We start from the raw sequence: 14,256 nt of genomic DNA, 5'->3' as shown, positions 1-14,256 counted from the left end.
TTCTAGCCGGTCCGGACCTGCCGCGTCACCGTCGCGAGGACGAGCTGCGTCACGCGGCGCATGAAGCCATAGTCGAGCGTCTCTGGGGTGTCCGTCGGGCGATGGTAGTTCGGGTTGCGGAACTCCGCCGTGTCGGTCCACAGCATGGCGGGGATCTTCGCCTTCCAGAACGGCGAGTGATCGCTCCGGTGGAGCACGGGGAGCCATTCTTCGAGGCCGAGGTAGACCTTGAGGCCCACGACCGGCAGCTCGGGGACCAGCGCCTCTGCCTGCTTCGCGGCGAGCTCCACGAGGTGGTTCGACCGGTGGTTCGTGAGCAGCCCGATGAAGTCGCCGACGTCCGGCGCCCCGGCGACCGGGACCGGCATCCGCTGGGATCCCGGCTCGTGGCTCGCGTAGCCGACCATCTCCAGCACGTGCACGGCGGCGATCGGCGCTCCGCCCTGCGATCGATGGCGCGCCACGAACTCGACGCTGCCGAGCAGCCCGTCCTCCTCGCCGTTCCAGGCCACGAAGCCCACCGGCAGGGCCGGCTCGAAGCGCGAGAGCGCCCTGGCGCAGGCGAGCATCGCGGCGATCCCGCTCGCGTTGTCGTCGGCGCCGGGCGTGTCGGGCACGCTGTCGTAGTGTGCCCCGACGAGGATCATCGGGCGATCGACCGCGGCCCGGGGCGTCGCGACCACGTTCCCGAGCTCGCCCTCGATCTCGACGGCGTAGCCCCGCTCCTCCAGCGCGGCGGCGACGTACTGCGCCGCGCGGCGGTTCTCCGCGCGCTGGCGGAACATGTGCCGCGGCCTCGCGAGCGCGACGATCGCGTCGAGCAGCTCCGCCTCGCTGACCGACGCGAGCGCATCGATGAGGCTGCCGTGATCGCCCATGGCCTTCGTGCGTCTCAGCTCCATCGCGGGGGCTCCTCCTGCTACCGGCGGAGTGTAGCCGAGCCCTACCCCTCCCCTCACCCTTCCCCGCTGTTGGGCCGCGGCAAAACGACCTCATCGGTCACCCGAGCGGGTACACTTCGTACCTCGGAACGCTGATGACCCCCTCGTCGCTCACCAGGCCGCACAGCGCCGGGTCGAGCAGGACGTCGGCCACGCAGCGCTGATCCGACCCGAGGGCCATCAGGCCGCCGATCAGCCGCACCCCGTGGCTGTAGTCGGCGTAGGTGTCCTCGTGCGGCAGCCGCCGCCGGAGCGACGTGTCCAGCGGCTGCCACGGCTTGCCGTCCGCCTTGTAGAAGCCGAAGATCGCCAGCCGGCGCGCGTGGTGGTGCAGCCGGTTGGTCACCACGACGTCCTTCTTGTGTCCTGCGAGCAGCTCGCCGAGCTCGCCGGCCCGGTGCTGCTCGATGGCCAGCTGGTGGTCACGAAAGCGCTCCACCTTGGTGCCGTCCTCGGGATCGAACGGGATGGCCGTCTGCTTCCGCGAGGCGGCATAGATGTCCTTCACGAGCTTCTTCGTCGGCAGCACGCAGCCGCACGCATCCGCGACGCGCTGGGCGGTGACGCCGGTGAGCGGCATGCGCAGGAAATCGGTGTCCGGGCCGATCGCCAGGTAGTCGGCGCACACGTACGCGACGCCCCGCTTTCCGTCGGGCGCCTCGACCGTGACGCGATGGAAGCGGCGCAGGAAGCTGGGCACGTTCCCTCGCAGCACCTCCTGGAGAAAGAGCTCTTCCCGCGCCGCGAGCGACAGGCCCCGGACCTGCTCGTAGAACCTCGTGCCGGTGAGCGCGCCCGGATCGCGCGGCGGCAGCCAGTCGAGGCCCGTCCCGTCGAACACGGGCGCCAGACGCGCGGACCCGGGCTGCGCCTGGCTCGACGCGAAGAACGCCACGGCGCCCCCGGCGTCGTTCGCCCGAGCCGCCGCGACCGGCTCGGGGGTGGCGGTCACCGTGAACCGGAAGCCGCGCTCCGCGAACGTGTAGCTGCGAACGCCGGCCGCGTCGTGGCCCGAAGTCGCCGTTGCCGTCGACCCGCTCGCCGCTCCCTGGAGCTCTGCCTGCGGCCCCGCCGCGCGCGCCGCGCCTCCCGCGGCCGCCCCCTGGCCGACGATGCCCAGGAGCGCGCGGCCCAGCGCGCGCGGCAGCTCGAGCGCGCAGGGCGGGCGCGGCAGCGCGCGTTGCATGGCGTCGCGCGTCTCGGGCCCGACCGCGCCGGTCACGGGCAACCCCATCTCCTGCTGGAAGATCCGCGTGGCCGCCTCGGTCTCCTCGCCGAAGTCGCCGTCCGCGCCGGACTGCGGCAGGAGCCCGGCGCGCCACATCAACAGGTGCTGTTGCCAGGCCTTCACCTCGGGCCCCTTGGCGCCGCGCGCGAGCCCGCCGCCGGGCGGCGCGGCGCCGTAGTCGAGGCCCGGGATCCGGCCCGCGTGCGTCCAGCCGCGGTCCAGCGCCGGGAACACGCCGACGCCATGCGCGGTGTCGCGCGCCTCGATGGTGCGACCGTCGCCCAGGCTCATGGCCACGTGGGCGTGCTCGGGGCGCCCGCCCGTGAACGGGTCTGTCGAGAAGCGGAACAGGAGGGCGCCGCGGGTCGCGATCGCCGTGTCCACCGGCATGAGCAGCCGCGCCGCCTTCACGTGGCGCGCCTGCATCCAGGAGCCGTCAGGCATCGCAGGCTCGACGGCGAGCTGGGCGCAGCCCCACTCGATGAGCTCGGAGCAATCGAACGCGGAGGGGTTGGGATCGGTCAGGCGCACCTCGTGCCCGAAGATGTATCTGTCATCCGCTTGCGAGAGCAGCTTCTGGCAGAGCGCGTCGGCCGTGGGCAGCGGCTCGGACGTCTCAGACGTCACGGACCCGGCCTCGAGCCGGGCGAGGCGCCGCAGATCGCTGACCGTTCCATTGAACAGGTTGGCGTCCACGGTGTTGGTCCGGACGCCCGGCATCACGGCCTTGGCGGTGATCTGCCAGAACGACCACGCAGACCAGGGGTCCCAGGCCCTGAGCGGCTTCCTGTGCGCCCAGTCCGCCCATTCCTTCGGGTTGGCCGGGGGCCTCGCCCGCACCGAGTCGAGGCCATAGGTATAGTTCGCGATCCAGAGCGGGCAGTCGACGAACTCGGAGCTGCCGCCGAGGTGATCGCGCCAGAAGGCGTGACGGGTATAGAGGATGACCGAGCGGCCCGGGTAGCGCGACTTCACCTCCTGGACGAAGCGGCGGGTCCACACCTGAAGAGCCAGGGTGTCCTGCGACGTCCAGACATGGCCGCTATCGCCCGCGTGCTGCGTCTCCTCGAGGTCGAGCACGATGTCGAGCTCCCCGGGCTCGAGGTCGCCGACCGCGCTGCAGAGCTTCTGCGCCTGCTCGGCCGCGTCGAGGCGCGGCAACGCATAGTGATAGTACCCTCGGAGGAGCCCACAGCGCGCGGCCTCGGCCCGGTTGGTCGCGAACTTCCTGTCGACCCCCTCCGTCCCGAACGTCGCCCGGATGAAGACGAAATCGAGCCGTGAGGCGAACGCGTCCCACTGGATACTTCCCTGGTGGACCGAAACATCAGCACCGCTCAACATAGGCTTTCACCTCCCCCGCACACGCGGAGCGCGGCCTCGTGCCCGAGAGCCGTGCCCTGCGTGCGCGCCCTCACGCTCATGTCGCGCCGCCCGGGCGATGTGATCCCCCGGGGTAGTTCAATTGCTATCGCAGGGCGGCGTGTCCGTCGAGCAAGGTCGACGCTGCCAAAGCAATACGTCCGTGCGGTCATCGTGGCTGTGGCGGCGGTGGCGCTATGGCCGAACCGGCTGGCCGCACGTCATTAGTCTGTGGGAGCAACTGGCGCGAAGACGGGCAATGCGATAGCGCGCTTCAAAGCAAGGAGTCCTGCAATAACTGCTGCAGAAAGGTCAGGCATTCGCCGTTCTTCCTGACGTCGTCGCTCGCGACGATCGCCCACGCGAGATCCGTCAGCGACACTGTTCGCTCCGCGAAACCCTCCGGGCCACCGTCGATGCGCAGCCCACCGCCGTCGGCACGGCCGATGATCCTCCAGTGCGCGCCGTCCCGCTCCACGAAGCCGCCCGCACCGGGCCGCCGGAGCAGCCCCTCCACGAGCGCTTGCGCGCTTGAGGGCGCCGGCCGGGAGCGATCGGCACGCCCCGCGGCCTGATCCCAGGGCGCGGTACGCGCGGCATGTTCGATCCCCGGACAGGCCCAGAAGCCCTCCTCACGCGCGATGGCTGTCAACCTGGCGCAGAACGCTCGTGCCGTTGCGCTGGCGCTGGATACGCTTAAGCAGGTTTCACGAGCGCGTCCAGCGTCGCCCTCCCAACGGCGGCTCACGCGCTCAACAGAAGCTTGGTGAGCGCTGCTGGGTCTAGCGTCAGCACTGAGAACGACGCCTTCTTTGCGCGCCCCGCGACCGCGGATGCTGCCGTCTGCGACGGAACGAGGAAGATAGGCCCGGGTGCCTCCTCCCGTAGCCGCCAGGCGCGCATCGCGTCTTGAACCCCGGATGGCCCTCCGTCCTCGGCCGCGAGAGCTGGCCAGATCATCCAATTCAAGAACTCGCGGGCCGTTGACCCCTCAACACCGGCCCCCTGAGCGGCGAGACGCCAGACCGCCGCGAGCGCCGCCGCCAACTTCCCCACCCGGCCGCCCGGGGTGGGTCGGCTCAGATCGAGATCAACCTCGGGATCGGCCGTCGCGAAGCCGATCCTGACCGCGAGCGCCCCCTCGACGAGCCATACGGCTGCCATGAAGAGTTGCTCCGGCGCGACCGGCTCGTCTGCGAGTACCGCAAGGTGATCCGGGGCAATGGGTACGACGAGAGCGCCTGCGCCGACCTGGCGGATTAACTCAAGCGATAGCACGCCTGCTAGGAACTGCGAGGCGCTTGGACGCCGCAAGGACAGCAAAGCGGTGGATGTCCGCTCGGATAGCTTAGCGCTCAGGCTCCGAAGGATATTCGGGCGAGACTCGGCGACGCCGAGCTGCCGGAGCCCCTCTTGAAGCGCTCGGTCAAGTGGGCGCAGTTCGCGCGAGACAATAGCGCACTGGGCCGCCTCAATGCCCTCATGAGCGATGAGGTGAAGGCCGAGCGTCGGCCGCCGCCCGAGGCTCGGGGCGACTACGGCGTGCCATGTCAAAGAGGGGCAGCCCTGGAGCAGGCTGACAGATTTCAGCGAGAGCGCGCCGTAGTCAGCGACGAACGCGCCACTCTCCTTTCGGCCACGCGCGGCAGCATGCAGCGCCTCAAACGCCACCGCGCCGGGACTGCTCAGCGGCGTCCAGACCCGAAGGCTGTGCGCCCGGAAGTCGAAGGTAGACGCAGCCGCACCGGAGGGGGCGTAAGCAGTCACCTCAGGCGGGGAGGGCTCTTCGTCCTCAGGCACGTCTGGAGCGTTACGGAAATGAACGACGACGTGCGGGTTTGCCTCCCCTAGGCGCTCAATGGGCGCCGGCAGGGCATCTACACGTATGCGCCCAGCTCCGAAGGCGCCTGCCGCAGCCGAGTTGCGCTCAACGCGCGGCGGCTGGGCGCACAGAACCTCGATCCCATCGAGTTCAGGGACGGCCTCTGCCGCGCGGGCTAAGCCCTCAAGGAAGGCGGCTACGTCGCCCCCAAGCAGCGCTATGCGCAGCCCGAGGCGGGCATGCGGGCAAATCTCCAGGTAGCGTCGCGCGAGCGCCTCAGCGAGATCGGTAACTGGCTGCCCTACCGCGGCGTCTGGCGCGCGCTCATACACGATCAGCCCTGCTTCGGGCCGCGCTAGGCGCAATTCGCCCCGCCCAGACTCCGGGAAGGTTTGCGGGGCCGCAGGGGCAGCGGCGGCGGCTCGGGCGAGCAAGCGCCGCGCTGTCTCGGCCATCCCTTCAGCGCCCGCGAGCAGCTCAGCCCTGGCGAGCGCCTGGCTGAGCCAGAGCACATGCAGCGGCCCGAGGAGTCGAAGCGCTACATCTCCGCGCTCGCTGACCTCAGCAGTGTCAAGCCGGAGCACATCCACTTGGGTTGCGCGGTCTTGATCGAGCGCGGCACGGAAGAGCTCGACGGCCGCGTCTAGCAAGCGGCGTAGCGCCGCGCCGGCCGTCTCCGTAGCAGCTACCTTGGGCAGAGCGCCAACGAGTAAAGCGCTTACGTCTTCGGGCTTCTTAGCGAGCGCGCTGATCTGGTCGAGGGCACCGCGCCGAGCCTTCGACCACCGTGAGAACGGCTCCTTGAGCCGCTCCTCGATTCTGGTTGAGGAGAGGACGTCCCGCTCCGCCGCCCGCGGCAGGGCGACGAGGCATGCCCGCGCGTCGCGCGCTACTATCAGTCGCGCTGGGCTGCCTGTGCCTCGATGCAGCTCCTCGAGCAGCGCCGTAAGACCTTCCGGCAACAGGGGCGCATGCAGTTTCACGTCCGTCGACACGCTGTTGGCGCGCGGCGCCGGTCCGCCGCTCCCCTCCGCCGCAGCGGCGCGCTGCCGCGGGCCTGTGGGCGGGTCGGCCGTGCTCGGGCTCCGCTTGCCACCCCGCGAGCCCTCATCCTTGACCCCAGCCCTGGTCTCCGTGTCGCTTACCTTCCCGCTGCGGCTCTTTTTCGGAGGCGGCGATGGCTCGGAGGGCTGCTTCGGCTTGGGTTTCTTAGGTTTCACGCCAAGAGTCTTCGTCTTGACCTCGCCGAGATCGATGCCTGTCAAGGCGGCCGTGCGGCCGCCCGTCGGGGCGTCGCGGAGCGCCTGCCGCAGCTGCTCTTCAACCTCTGCGGTCGGGCCGGTCGCGGCCCGGCGCCGCGCCTCGCCTGTGAGCGCGGATGCCACGAGCTTTGCGTTCGCGCGGAGCCGATCCGCGGTGTCCTCTGCACCCTTAAGCCCGCTGTCCCTGGCGAGCCCCAACGCAGGTAGGTTCTTGGACACGGACGCCCACGCCTTGGGGCGCGAGGCCTCCGCGCTAGCCGAGCGCGCAAACTCCGTCAACGCCGCGAGCGAGCGGCTCTCGTGCAGCCCCGCCTCACGCAGCGCAGAGGCAAGGCCCTTCGGGAGGTTGCTCTCGCTACTGTCCATCCAGCGTAGGAGCGTATCAACCAGCTCGGCCTCGGTTACAGCAAGTAGGCAATCCCTTAGCCCGCTGGCTTTCCCGTGCTCTTCGACGCTCACATAGACGAGCCGCTCCCCTTCTGCTACACGCACCGTGTTGCGCCAGGCTGTGGCCTGCTCGGCTGCCTCCTGATCGCTCGCGATGAAGACGCGCTCGCTGGCGCGGCGGCGAGCGCCCGGGGCGGACGCCGTGACGTAGGCTCCCGGGCCGAGTAGACGACGCACCTCGTCGGGCACGCGCTCGAGGTTGGCCGCAGAGATCGAGATCGGGCTAAAACGTACACCTATCGCAGACGGGTATGCTTCGAGGGATTCCTTCGTGGCAGCCGCAATGAGCTTGGCGACGTCCATCAGAGACCTCCTCCTGCTTCTGCACCGCTATCTGGGAGCCTGCGGGCTACACCGAGCCGTACCCCAAAATCGAGCGCCAAGCTCGCGTTGTCGGTAAGCCGCTCAAGGCTGACCCCCTCAACTCCTGCACCGCGGAGCACCTCAGCATCGGCTGCTGCGCTCGCGCCGATCACGAGCCCGAGATCGTCCCGCAAACCTCGCCAGATGTCCCGCCAGGGGGCTGGGGGCGCGTCGCGCGGCACCGACATCAGCACGAGGAGCTCGACGAACTCGCCCGAGAGCGCTAGGTGAACGCCCCAGCCCGCTTTGTCGGCCTTCGGCAGCACGCACCCTGCCTTACGCCCGAAGTGCATCGCGAACTGGTCCGGCCAGTACACTTCGCCTGCGTCCTCTCCTGCGCCCCTGCGGATAGCTGCGATGAGCTCGAGCATCGCCTCTGCAGACCGCAGGCCGCTCCGCACTTCGGCGGCCTGCGCGTCCACCTTTGGAGCCTTCTTGATCTCCGGCGCGAGAGGGTGCTCAGCCATCATGGCGGCGAGGCTTCGATCGAGGGCCGACACGCCCGCCCTAAACGACATGACCGCCGCGTCGCGCAGCGGCTTCGATCGGTCATCCTCGACTGCGAGGGCCAGGAGCATGGGTCTGCCGCCCGGCCGACCGCAGCCGAGGACCTTAAGCACGAGCCCGAGCGTCGCTCCAAGCGCGAACTTACGTAGCAACGCGGGCTTGCTCAGCGGCTGCGCGAGCAAAGTAGACAGCCTAGTTCCGAGGGCATGATCGAAGGGCTTCAGGGGCAGCGCCTGAGCCGGTGGCGGGTGCCGATCAACGAGGGGCGCGTCAAAGAGAAGCGGCCGGAACGTTTTGGAGACCGGATCGAGGTCGCTCTCGTACATCGCCCTGAGCCGAGCCTTTCCTTCGTGGGTCAAGATCCGCGATAGGTAGGCCCCGAGCCGAAACCTCCGGAACTGCTCGAAGCCGAGCAGCGCCTTATGTGTTGCGAGCGCGCTCGCCATCGACGTCCCGGGCTCGTAGACGCCGCCGTCGAAGTTGAGGACCATCTTGGCGGCACGCCGTAAGGCGGCCGTCTTGCCGGCGCCGAGTTGAACGGGGAACGCCCAGCTATAGCGCGCGCCAAGCTCTTTGTGGGCGCGGAGGTCACGATCGCTGTTGCCCTCTTCCTCGTGCTCCGCACGGATCACGCGCGCGAGGATGTCGCCGCCGTGATCCGGCGCCCCGCCGATGAGCACCTGCGCGAGGTCGTTCATGACGTGCACCGCCTTCAGGGCCTTGGTGCTGGTGCGGAAGCCAAGCGCCAGTTCGAACAACCCTGGGGTCTCACCGTCACCCATAAGAGTTCGCCGCGCGGCTGCCGCATTCATACGTTTCACGTTAGACATACCGTGCCCCTGCCTCCCCTGCTCGTTCGATGCGTGCCGACACTTCGAGCTTGCCGCGCGGGCGTTCAAGCACGGCGCATGGGTACTCCCTCGGCTCCAGATCATCCGATGACTCATCCCAACCAGCGAGCCGCACGAGAAACCGCTGGATGGGTTCGGGGACCGGCATAGGGCCGGAGCTACCAGAGGCAGCAGCGAGCGCGCCAAGCGTCTCAGCGTCGACCCGAAGCGAAACCCCCGATTCCCGGTGGACGAGCCATACCAGATCAGGGGAAGGCCCGAGCACGTTGTCGAGCCACGGCGCCCGCTGCGGCCGGAGCACCTGAAATTCGGCCTCCCCGAGCGCGCGGACCGCGACATGCGGCCGCTCTTCAGCGGGCCGGTCGGCGTAGCTAAACCCAATCCAGAGCGGCACGCCGTCCAAGAGCCAGCGCGGCGCTCCGGCCTCTTCCATTGGCGAAACATAAAGGTGACGCAGGCCCCGCACGATCTCGCGCCGCAGCGCGTCGTTGCTGACATCGCGCGGCAACCGAAGCCTCCGCTCGATCCCGTGGATGAGCCGGTCGCCGCGCTCATGTAACAGGGCGACCGCGCGCTTCGTCTGTGCGAACGCGCGAAGCGCCTCCGCGCGCTGCCCCTGAGCCCAAAGCGCCGCTGGAGGCTCCGCGTGAAGTTCGTCCCCGAACCACTCTCCCCCGCTAGGTTGCCCAGTGGACCACAATTGCTCATCGAGGTCGGGATCGGGCACCGCGGCCGGGTCACCGAAGGTGCGGGCCGCTTCGAGGAGTAGGCCTCGCCCGCGCGGGCTCGTGAGGTAATCCATCGGCGTCGTGCCGAGCCCCACAGCATCCATCGAGAGTTCCTGCTTTAGCGTCGTGACGGCCTTGGCGCCGGTGACGGCGAACGTGATCGCCGACCAGAGCTGGCGGAAGGTAACGTGCTCGCCGCGCCGCCGGCCGGCCGCGCACAGGACCCTCGCCAAACGACCACGCACCTCAGTGTTCTGGAGCGCGACGAGGTTCCGGCCGACGGAGCTATCTACGGCGCGCGAGAAGTTCGGCAAGAACTCTTCCGAACTCAGCCGCTCGAGCATCGCTTCGACCACAGCGACGTCGAGCACGCTGCGGTCGGCGAGATCGACCAGAGCGACGCGCTGCGGTTCTGGAGGGAGTTCAGACCGCTGCTGCACGAGCAACCTACGCAGCTGGCCGTGCAGTTCTGAGGCCTCGGCCTTGAGCGGGCCGGTGCCCTGCAGCGCCACGATGAACTCGACAAGCGGGCCCTCATTGCCAAGTAGTACGAAGCGACGCCCTGCCCGCCGCGCCCCGAGCCAGCGCTCGATCGCGACAGCGCTCGGCCCCGCCGACAGATCAGGGTGCACTTCGGCGCCTTCCAGGTCGCCGGTAGCCCGGAGAACATGGGCAACGTGCGACTTGCCGTCCCCGGGGTTACCCGTCAACACGACATCGAGGCCGCGGCGGAGCGTCTGGGCGACGTAGTCTTCGAGCGGCGTCCGCACGTGCAGCAGCCGGCGCGCGTCCGGCGACGTCAGATCCGCATTGGAGCTCTCACCGAAGTAGAGCCCGAGGAGCAGTTCATAACTCAAAGGTCATCTCCTTCAACGAGCGCTCGCCTGGCGCACGCTGAGCAGCGCGGCCTCACGGTTGAACGTCGCGACGTCTGCCAGCAGATCTGGCGATCGCGCGAGCCGCGGCTCAAGCCACCTCGCGCGCCAGAAGGCTGCGATCTGCTCGGCCTCCGGCGCGCAGCGTCGCCAAGCCGCGCCGCCGGATCGAGCGCCCAACGCCGCGCCGGGCCGAAGCTCCGCGACGTAGACCCGCCGACCCATGCCGTGCGTGACGAGCTCGTCGGCGTTGAGGCCGACGTGCTTGAGCCCGTCGCGGAGCTTCCGCATCCGCTCGGACGGCCCCTCGCCAAACTGCCCGGAGATCAGGCGTTTACCGGTCTCGAGCTCGAGCAATGCCTGCAAGCTGTCGGTCGTCTCACGCGAGAAGTGGAGCGAGCCGTGCCCTCGGCTCAGCCCGACGTACCTCCAGCTGATCCCGCCGAGCGCGGCCGGCAGCTTGACGCGTTCGTACTGGGCGCTCCCGACCGCGTAGAAACTCGTCGTGGTAAGCGCGAGGAGATCCGCCGGGCGGATCACAGGTCGCCCCGCCATCTGCGACGTGATCACCGAAGCTTGACGAGAGTAGCGCGCATGATATGTGGTCGCGACCTCGCGCGAAAAGGAGAGGAGCGCTGCGAGTTTCCCCCCGAGCAGCGGTCCGTAGGGCGGGAGCGCACCGCAGACCGCGACCTCCGCGATCTGCGACGCCACAAACCGCGTCTGCCGCTGGAGGAGCGCCTTGCGCACTGCGCCAGCGACACGCGAGCCGCCCGTGAGCGACGCGGGAGGTTCCGAGGAGCCAGCGCCGAACACGAGCGCTCGCAGCCGCTCCTCGGGGTGCTCATTAGGCTCCGGCGCGATGTCCTGCCATCCACGTAGGAGCCTCGCTGCCTGGTGAGCCCGCTTCTTACGGAAGAGCGGCTCGCGCGCGGCGCGCCTCGGGGCGTCCTCTTCGTGAACCCTGCCTGCGACGAGCGGCCCGTCGACTGAGATCGCCCGCGAGGTTCGCCACCGCTCCAGCGCCGCCGCGCCGAGGCGCTCGACGCGGCGGATCGCCTTCGCGGGCGCGTCGAGCGCCTCCTCGCACGTGCAGCCGAATCCGTCGAAGCAGATGTCGCCAAGCCCGGACCGTATCTCCGCGCGCAGATCAGCGAGCAGGCGCCGGTGAGCGTCTGCCGCGCGGCGCCTCCGCTCTCTCTGGTCGAGCCTCCGCAGCCCGGCGATGACAGCCTCAACGTCGCGTGCCGGCTGGAGGCCGAGGAGCGAGGAGAGCGCCGAGAAGACCGATGCAGAATCCAGCGCGTCCTGCAGGCGCCTGGCGTCGCGCTCGATCTGCCGCAAGCGTGGGCCAGGATCGTCAGGGTCAAGCCAGAGGCCTGCGACGACCGCCTCCAGCCACGCCGCTGTCCAGCCAAGGGCCGCGTCCCTGACCGCTAGCTTCGGCACGGGGCTAGCGATCGCGAGCAAGCCGCATACGGGATGGCCAGGCTGGCCTGCGTCGCGGATCAGGAATGGGACGGTGCGGCCTGGCGCAGAGTTCACGGGGAAAGACCAGAAGTACCGGAAGTACCGGAAAATCTCCCAGAGAGCCAGTCCTGTCGTCGGATCGCGCCCGTCGTCTGCGAGCGCGCTCTGGATGTACGGCCGGACCGCCTCGGCCCCGGATGTCTGAAGGGAGCGGGCGAGCGCCGGGCCGTCGGCGATGAGCGAGAGGATACTCTGGGCACCGGACGGCGTAAAGCGCGCGCGCTCCAGCCGCAGGATGAACTGCTGCGTCTGGGGCCTCTGGATCTGCTCGGCAACACGCGCGGCCATTTGCCGACGCACCCGCTCCTTGGCCGTGACGATCGCGCTCGTCGACAGCGACCTATGCGTGGAGGGATCTGGCGCCACGAGGTAGATCTGCCCATCCTCGACGCTCACATTCCACCCGCTCGTGGCAAGGTCAAAGAGCGCGCCTGCGAGCGCCTGAGCGCGCAGGGTCGGCGAGACGCAGGGGCCGTCGCCGCCGACCTCTGAAAAGCAAGGGGCTTTCCGAAGCTCCGACAGCAACCTCTCAGCGTCCGCCCGCCGGCCCTCGGAGAGCGCCTGCGCGATCCGACGGACGACGGCGGCGTACCGAGGGCTCCGGATGCGCACAGGGAAGTGTATCGAGCGCCCCGTCAGCACAGGGGACGACGGCGGGGGCGCATCGAGGAGGGTGGCTTCGTCGAGTAGGGTATCCACGGCGGCGGGGCGCATGGTAGCTCGTCGCGCCCGGGCTGTGAAGCCCCCCGAAGCCGCTCGACGAGTGCGACATGTCACTGTCCTACCAACTCCTCCTAGATCTGTACCGAGGTCGCTCGGCTGTCGTCGAGCAGATGAACGACGCGGATCGCGCGGCGCTGCGCCTCGACACTCCGCTCGCGCGGTTCATCGGGCAAGCGGCGCGTGATGGCTCGCCCCGCCACATCGTCCTCACCGGGAACGCAGGGGACGGCAAGACGTTCGCGGCGCTTACGTCGCAGACCGCGGGCATGTCGCTCATCCGGGACGCCTCCGCCGATCCTTCCGGCGGCGCGCCGATCAAGGGGCTCGCGAAGACCCTCACCGAGTCGCTCGACGCCGGGAGCCGCCTGCTGATCGCGATCAACCGCGGGCAACTTGAGCGCCTCGCCGAGGCCGTCAGCGGTCAAGACACGACGCTCGGGCGCCTCGTGGCTGAAATCCGTAGACAAAGTACGCTACGCGAATCGTGGAGCCAGGAACCTGCCTCCGACGAGGTCGGTGTAATCGACCTCGGCCTCTGCGACTGGACCGCAGACGAGGTCATCGAGGCGATGCTCGAGAAGGCTGCCACCGTCGACCTCAGCGGCGTAACCGGATCGGCTCGGGCGGCAGCGGAGGAGGCACGGAAGGCGCTCTCCGCACCCCACGTCCGCGGCTGGGTGCGCCGGGTAATGCAATCTGTCCGCAGCGAGGGGCGCCACATGACGATGCGCCAACTGTGGTCTTTCACCGCCTTTCTCGTCACCGGGGGCCTCCGGGCGGACGACGCGTCGAAGCCGCTCGGGTTGTCCGACACTGTCGGCGCGAGGCTCTTCGCTTACAACGCGCGGCGGACCCCGCTCGAGAACGCCCTGCCGCAGGTCGATCCAGCGAGGCTGCCAGAGCCCGGCATTACGCGCATGCTGTTAAGCGGCGCTGCTCCGGCGTACCTTGGCGTTCTGTCCGGAGTGGGCCGCCTGGCGATGGAGGCGGATCAGTGCCGAGACGGCGTCGCCGCGGTGCGAGCCGCGGTCGTGCACCACCCGGTGCGGGCTCCCAAGCAAGAGCAGACCGACACGTTTACGGCGCTCGCAAAAAGGCTTTCAGGGGCGTCCGGATGGCAGCGGATGTCCGGCCCTACGCGGCGGCTCCTCAAAGGAATATACAGGGCGCTCGGGCTGTGGTGCGCGGACCCTGCTTTCCCGGCATGGCAGGTCCTCTGCTACGACTCGGCGAGATACGAGCAGACGCCTGCAGTCGCGAACGGCGAAATCGCCCCAGATAATCTAGTACTCGCGCTGCCACGGCCACCGCCGCGCTGCGAGCAGGCGCTCGGCGGCTCCTGGAGACCTCCGTACGTCTGGATGAGCGTAGGCGGACGTGAAGAGGTTCGACTCCGGCTAACGCCGCGCCTGTTGAACTCGCTGTACCTCGAGGAGCCCTCCGCCCTGGACCCCTCTGACGGGTTGTTGCTCGCACGGTGGCTCGCGCGGCTGCCGGCGCCGCCGGATCCCAATCGCGTGCGCATCGCTCGCCGGGCGACAGATGGCGAGAGCGCTCGCCCTTTGAGTGTAACTAAGGATGAGATCTCCGGGCGCATCCGGATCGAGGAGGCCTGAA

The 14,256-nt window shown here is 69.2% G+C and carries 8 protein-coding genes; 1 reads left to right on the top strand and 7 read right to left on the bottom strand.

The window, feature by feature from the left end:
• Positions 1 to 2 precede the first annotated feature (2 nt).
• From WME97_RS44075 to WME97_RS44045, 7 genes are all read right to left on the bottom strand, one after another.
• Positions 3 to 902 carry a M20/M25/M40 family metallo-hydrolase gene (locus tag WME97_RS44075; RefSeq protein WP_437546948.1) on the bottom strand — a complete coding sequence of 300 codons (900 nt, stop codon included), beginning with the start codon at positions 900 to 902 and terminating at the stop codon, positions 3 to 5.
• 97 nt (positions 903 to 999) lie between these two features.
• A complete protein-coding gene (locus WME97_RS44070) occupies positions 1,000 to 3,513 on the bottom strand; it encodes a GH25 family lysozyme (protein ID WP_437546947.1) in 2,514 nt (837 codons plus the stop codon).
• A gap of 292 nt (positions 3,514 to 3,805) precedes the next feature.
• Positions 3,806 to 4,183 carry a hypothetical protein gene (locus WME97_RS44065; protein WP_437546945.1) on the bottom strand — a complete coding sequence of 126 codons (378 nt, stop codon included), beginning with the start codon at positions 4,181 to 4,183 and terminating at the stop codon, positions 3,806 to 3,808.
• A gap of 92 nt (positions 4,184 to 4,275) precedes the next feature.
• Entirely contained in the window at positions 4,276 to 7,365 is a 3,090-nt protein-coding gene (locus WME97_RS44060) for a hypothetical protein (protein ID WP_437546943.1), read from the bottom strand.
• Entirely contained in the window at positions 7,365 to 8,762 is a 1,398-nt protein-coding gene (locus tag WME97_RS44055) for a hypothetical protein (protein ID WP_437546941.1), read from the bottom strand. The genes WME97_RS44060 and WME97_RS44055 overlap by 1 nt, the downstream gene beginning before the upstream one ends.
• Entirely contained in the window at positions 8,755 to 10,368 is a 1,614-nt protein-coding gene (locus tag WME97_RS44050) for a hypothetical protein (RefSeq protein WP_437546939.1), read from the bottom strand. Before WME97_RS44050 ends, WME97_RS44055 begins: the two co-directional genes overlap by 8 nt.
• 12 nt (positions 10,369 to 10,380) lie before the next feature.
• Complete coding sequence (locus tag WME97_RS44045; RefSeq protein WP_437546937.1) at positions 10,381 to 12,312, bottom strand: Druantia anti-phage system protein DruA; 1,932 nt, start codon at positions 12,310 to 12,312, stop codon at positions 10,381 to 10,383.
• Positions 12,313 to 12,686: 374 nt separating this feature from the next.
• Here WME97_RS44045 and WME97_RS44040 point away from each other — a divergent pair, with 374 nt between their 5' ends.
• The gene (locus WME97_RS44040; protein ID WP_437546936.1) at positions 12,687 to 14,255 is read left to right on the top strand and encodes a hypothetical protein; all 1,569 of its coding nucleotides are present in this window, start codon (positions 12,687 to 12,689) and stop codon (positions 14,253 to 14,255) included.
• Position 14,256: the final 1 nt, after the last annotated feature.

This window comes from Sorangium sp. So ce367, from assembly GCF_051520455.1.
Lineage (GTDB): Bacteria > Myxococcota_A > Polyangia > Polyangiales > Polyangiaceae > Sorangium > Sorangium cellulosum_B.
This window is presented reverse-complemented; position numbering and strand designations above follow the sequence as displayed.

Excerpts from the sequence above, each read along its gene's own strand:
- WME97_RS44075 (WP_437546948.1), bottom strand. The coding sequence starts at position 902 with ATGGAGCTGAGACGCACGAAGGCCATGGGCGATCACGGCAGCCTCATC.
- WME97_RS44070 (WP_437546947.1), bottom strand. The coding sequence starts at position 3,513 with ATGTTGAGCGGTGCTGATGTTTCGGTCCACCAGGGAAGTATCCAGTGG.
- WME97_RS44060 (WP_437546943.1), bottom strand. The coding sequence starts at position 7,365 with ATGGACGTCGCCAAGCTCATTGCGGCTGCCACGAAGGAATCCCTCGAA.
- WME97_RS44055 (WP_437546941.1), bottom strand. The coding sequence starts at position 8,762 with ATGTCTAACGTGAAACGTATGAATGCGGCAGCCGCGCGGCGAACTCTT.
- WME97_RS44040 (WP_437546936.1), top strand. The coding sequence starts at position 12,687 with ATGTCACTGTCCTACCAACTCCTCCTAGATCTGTACCGAGGTCGCTCG.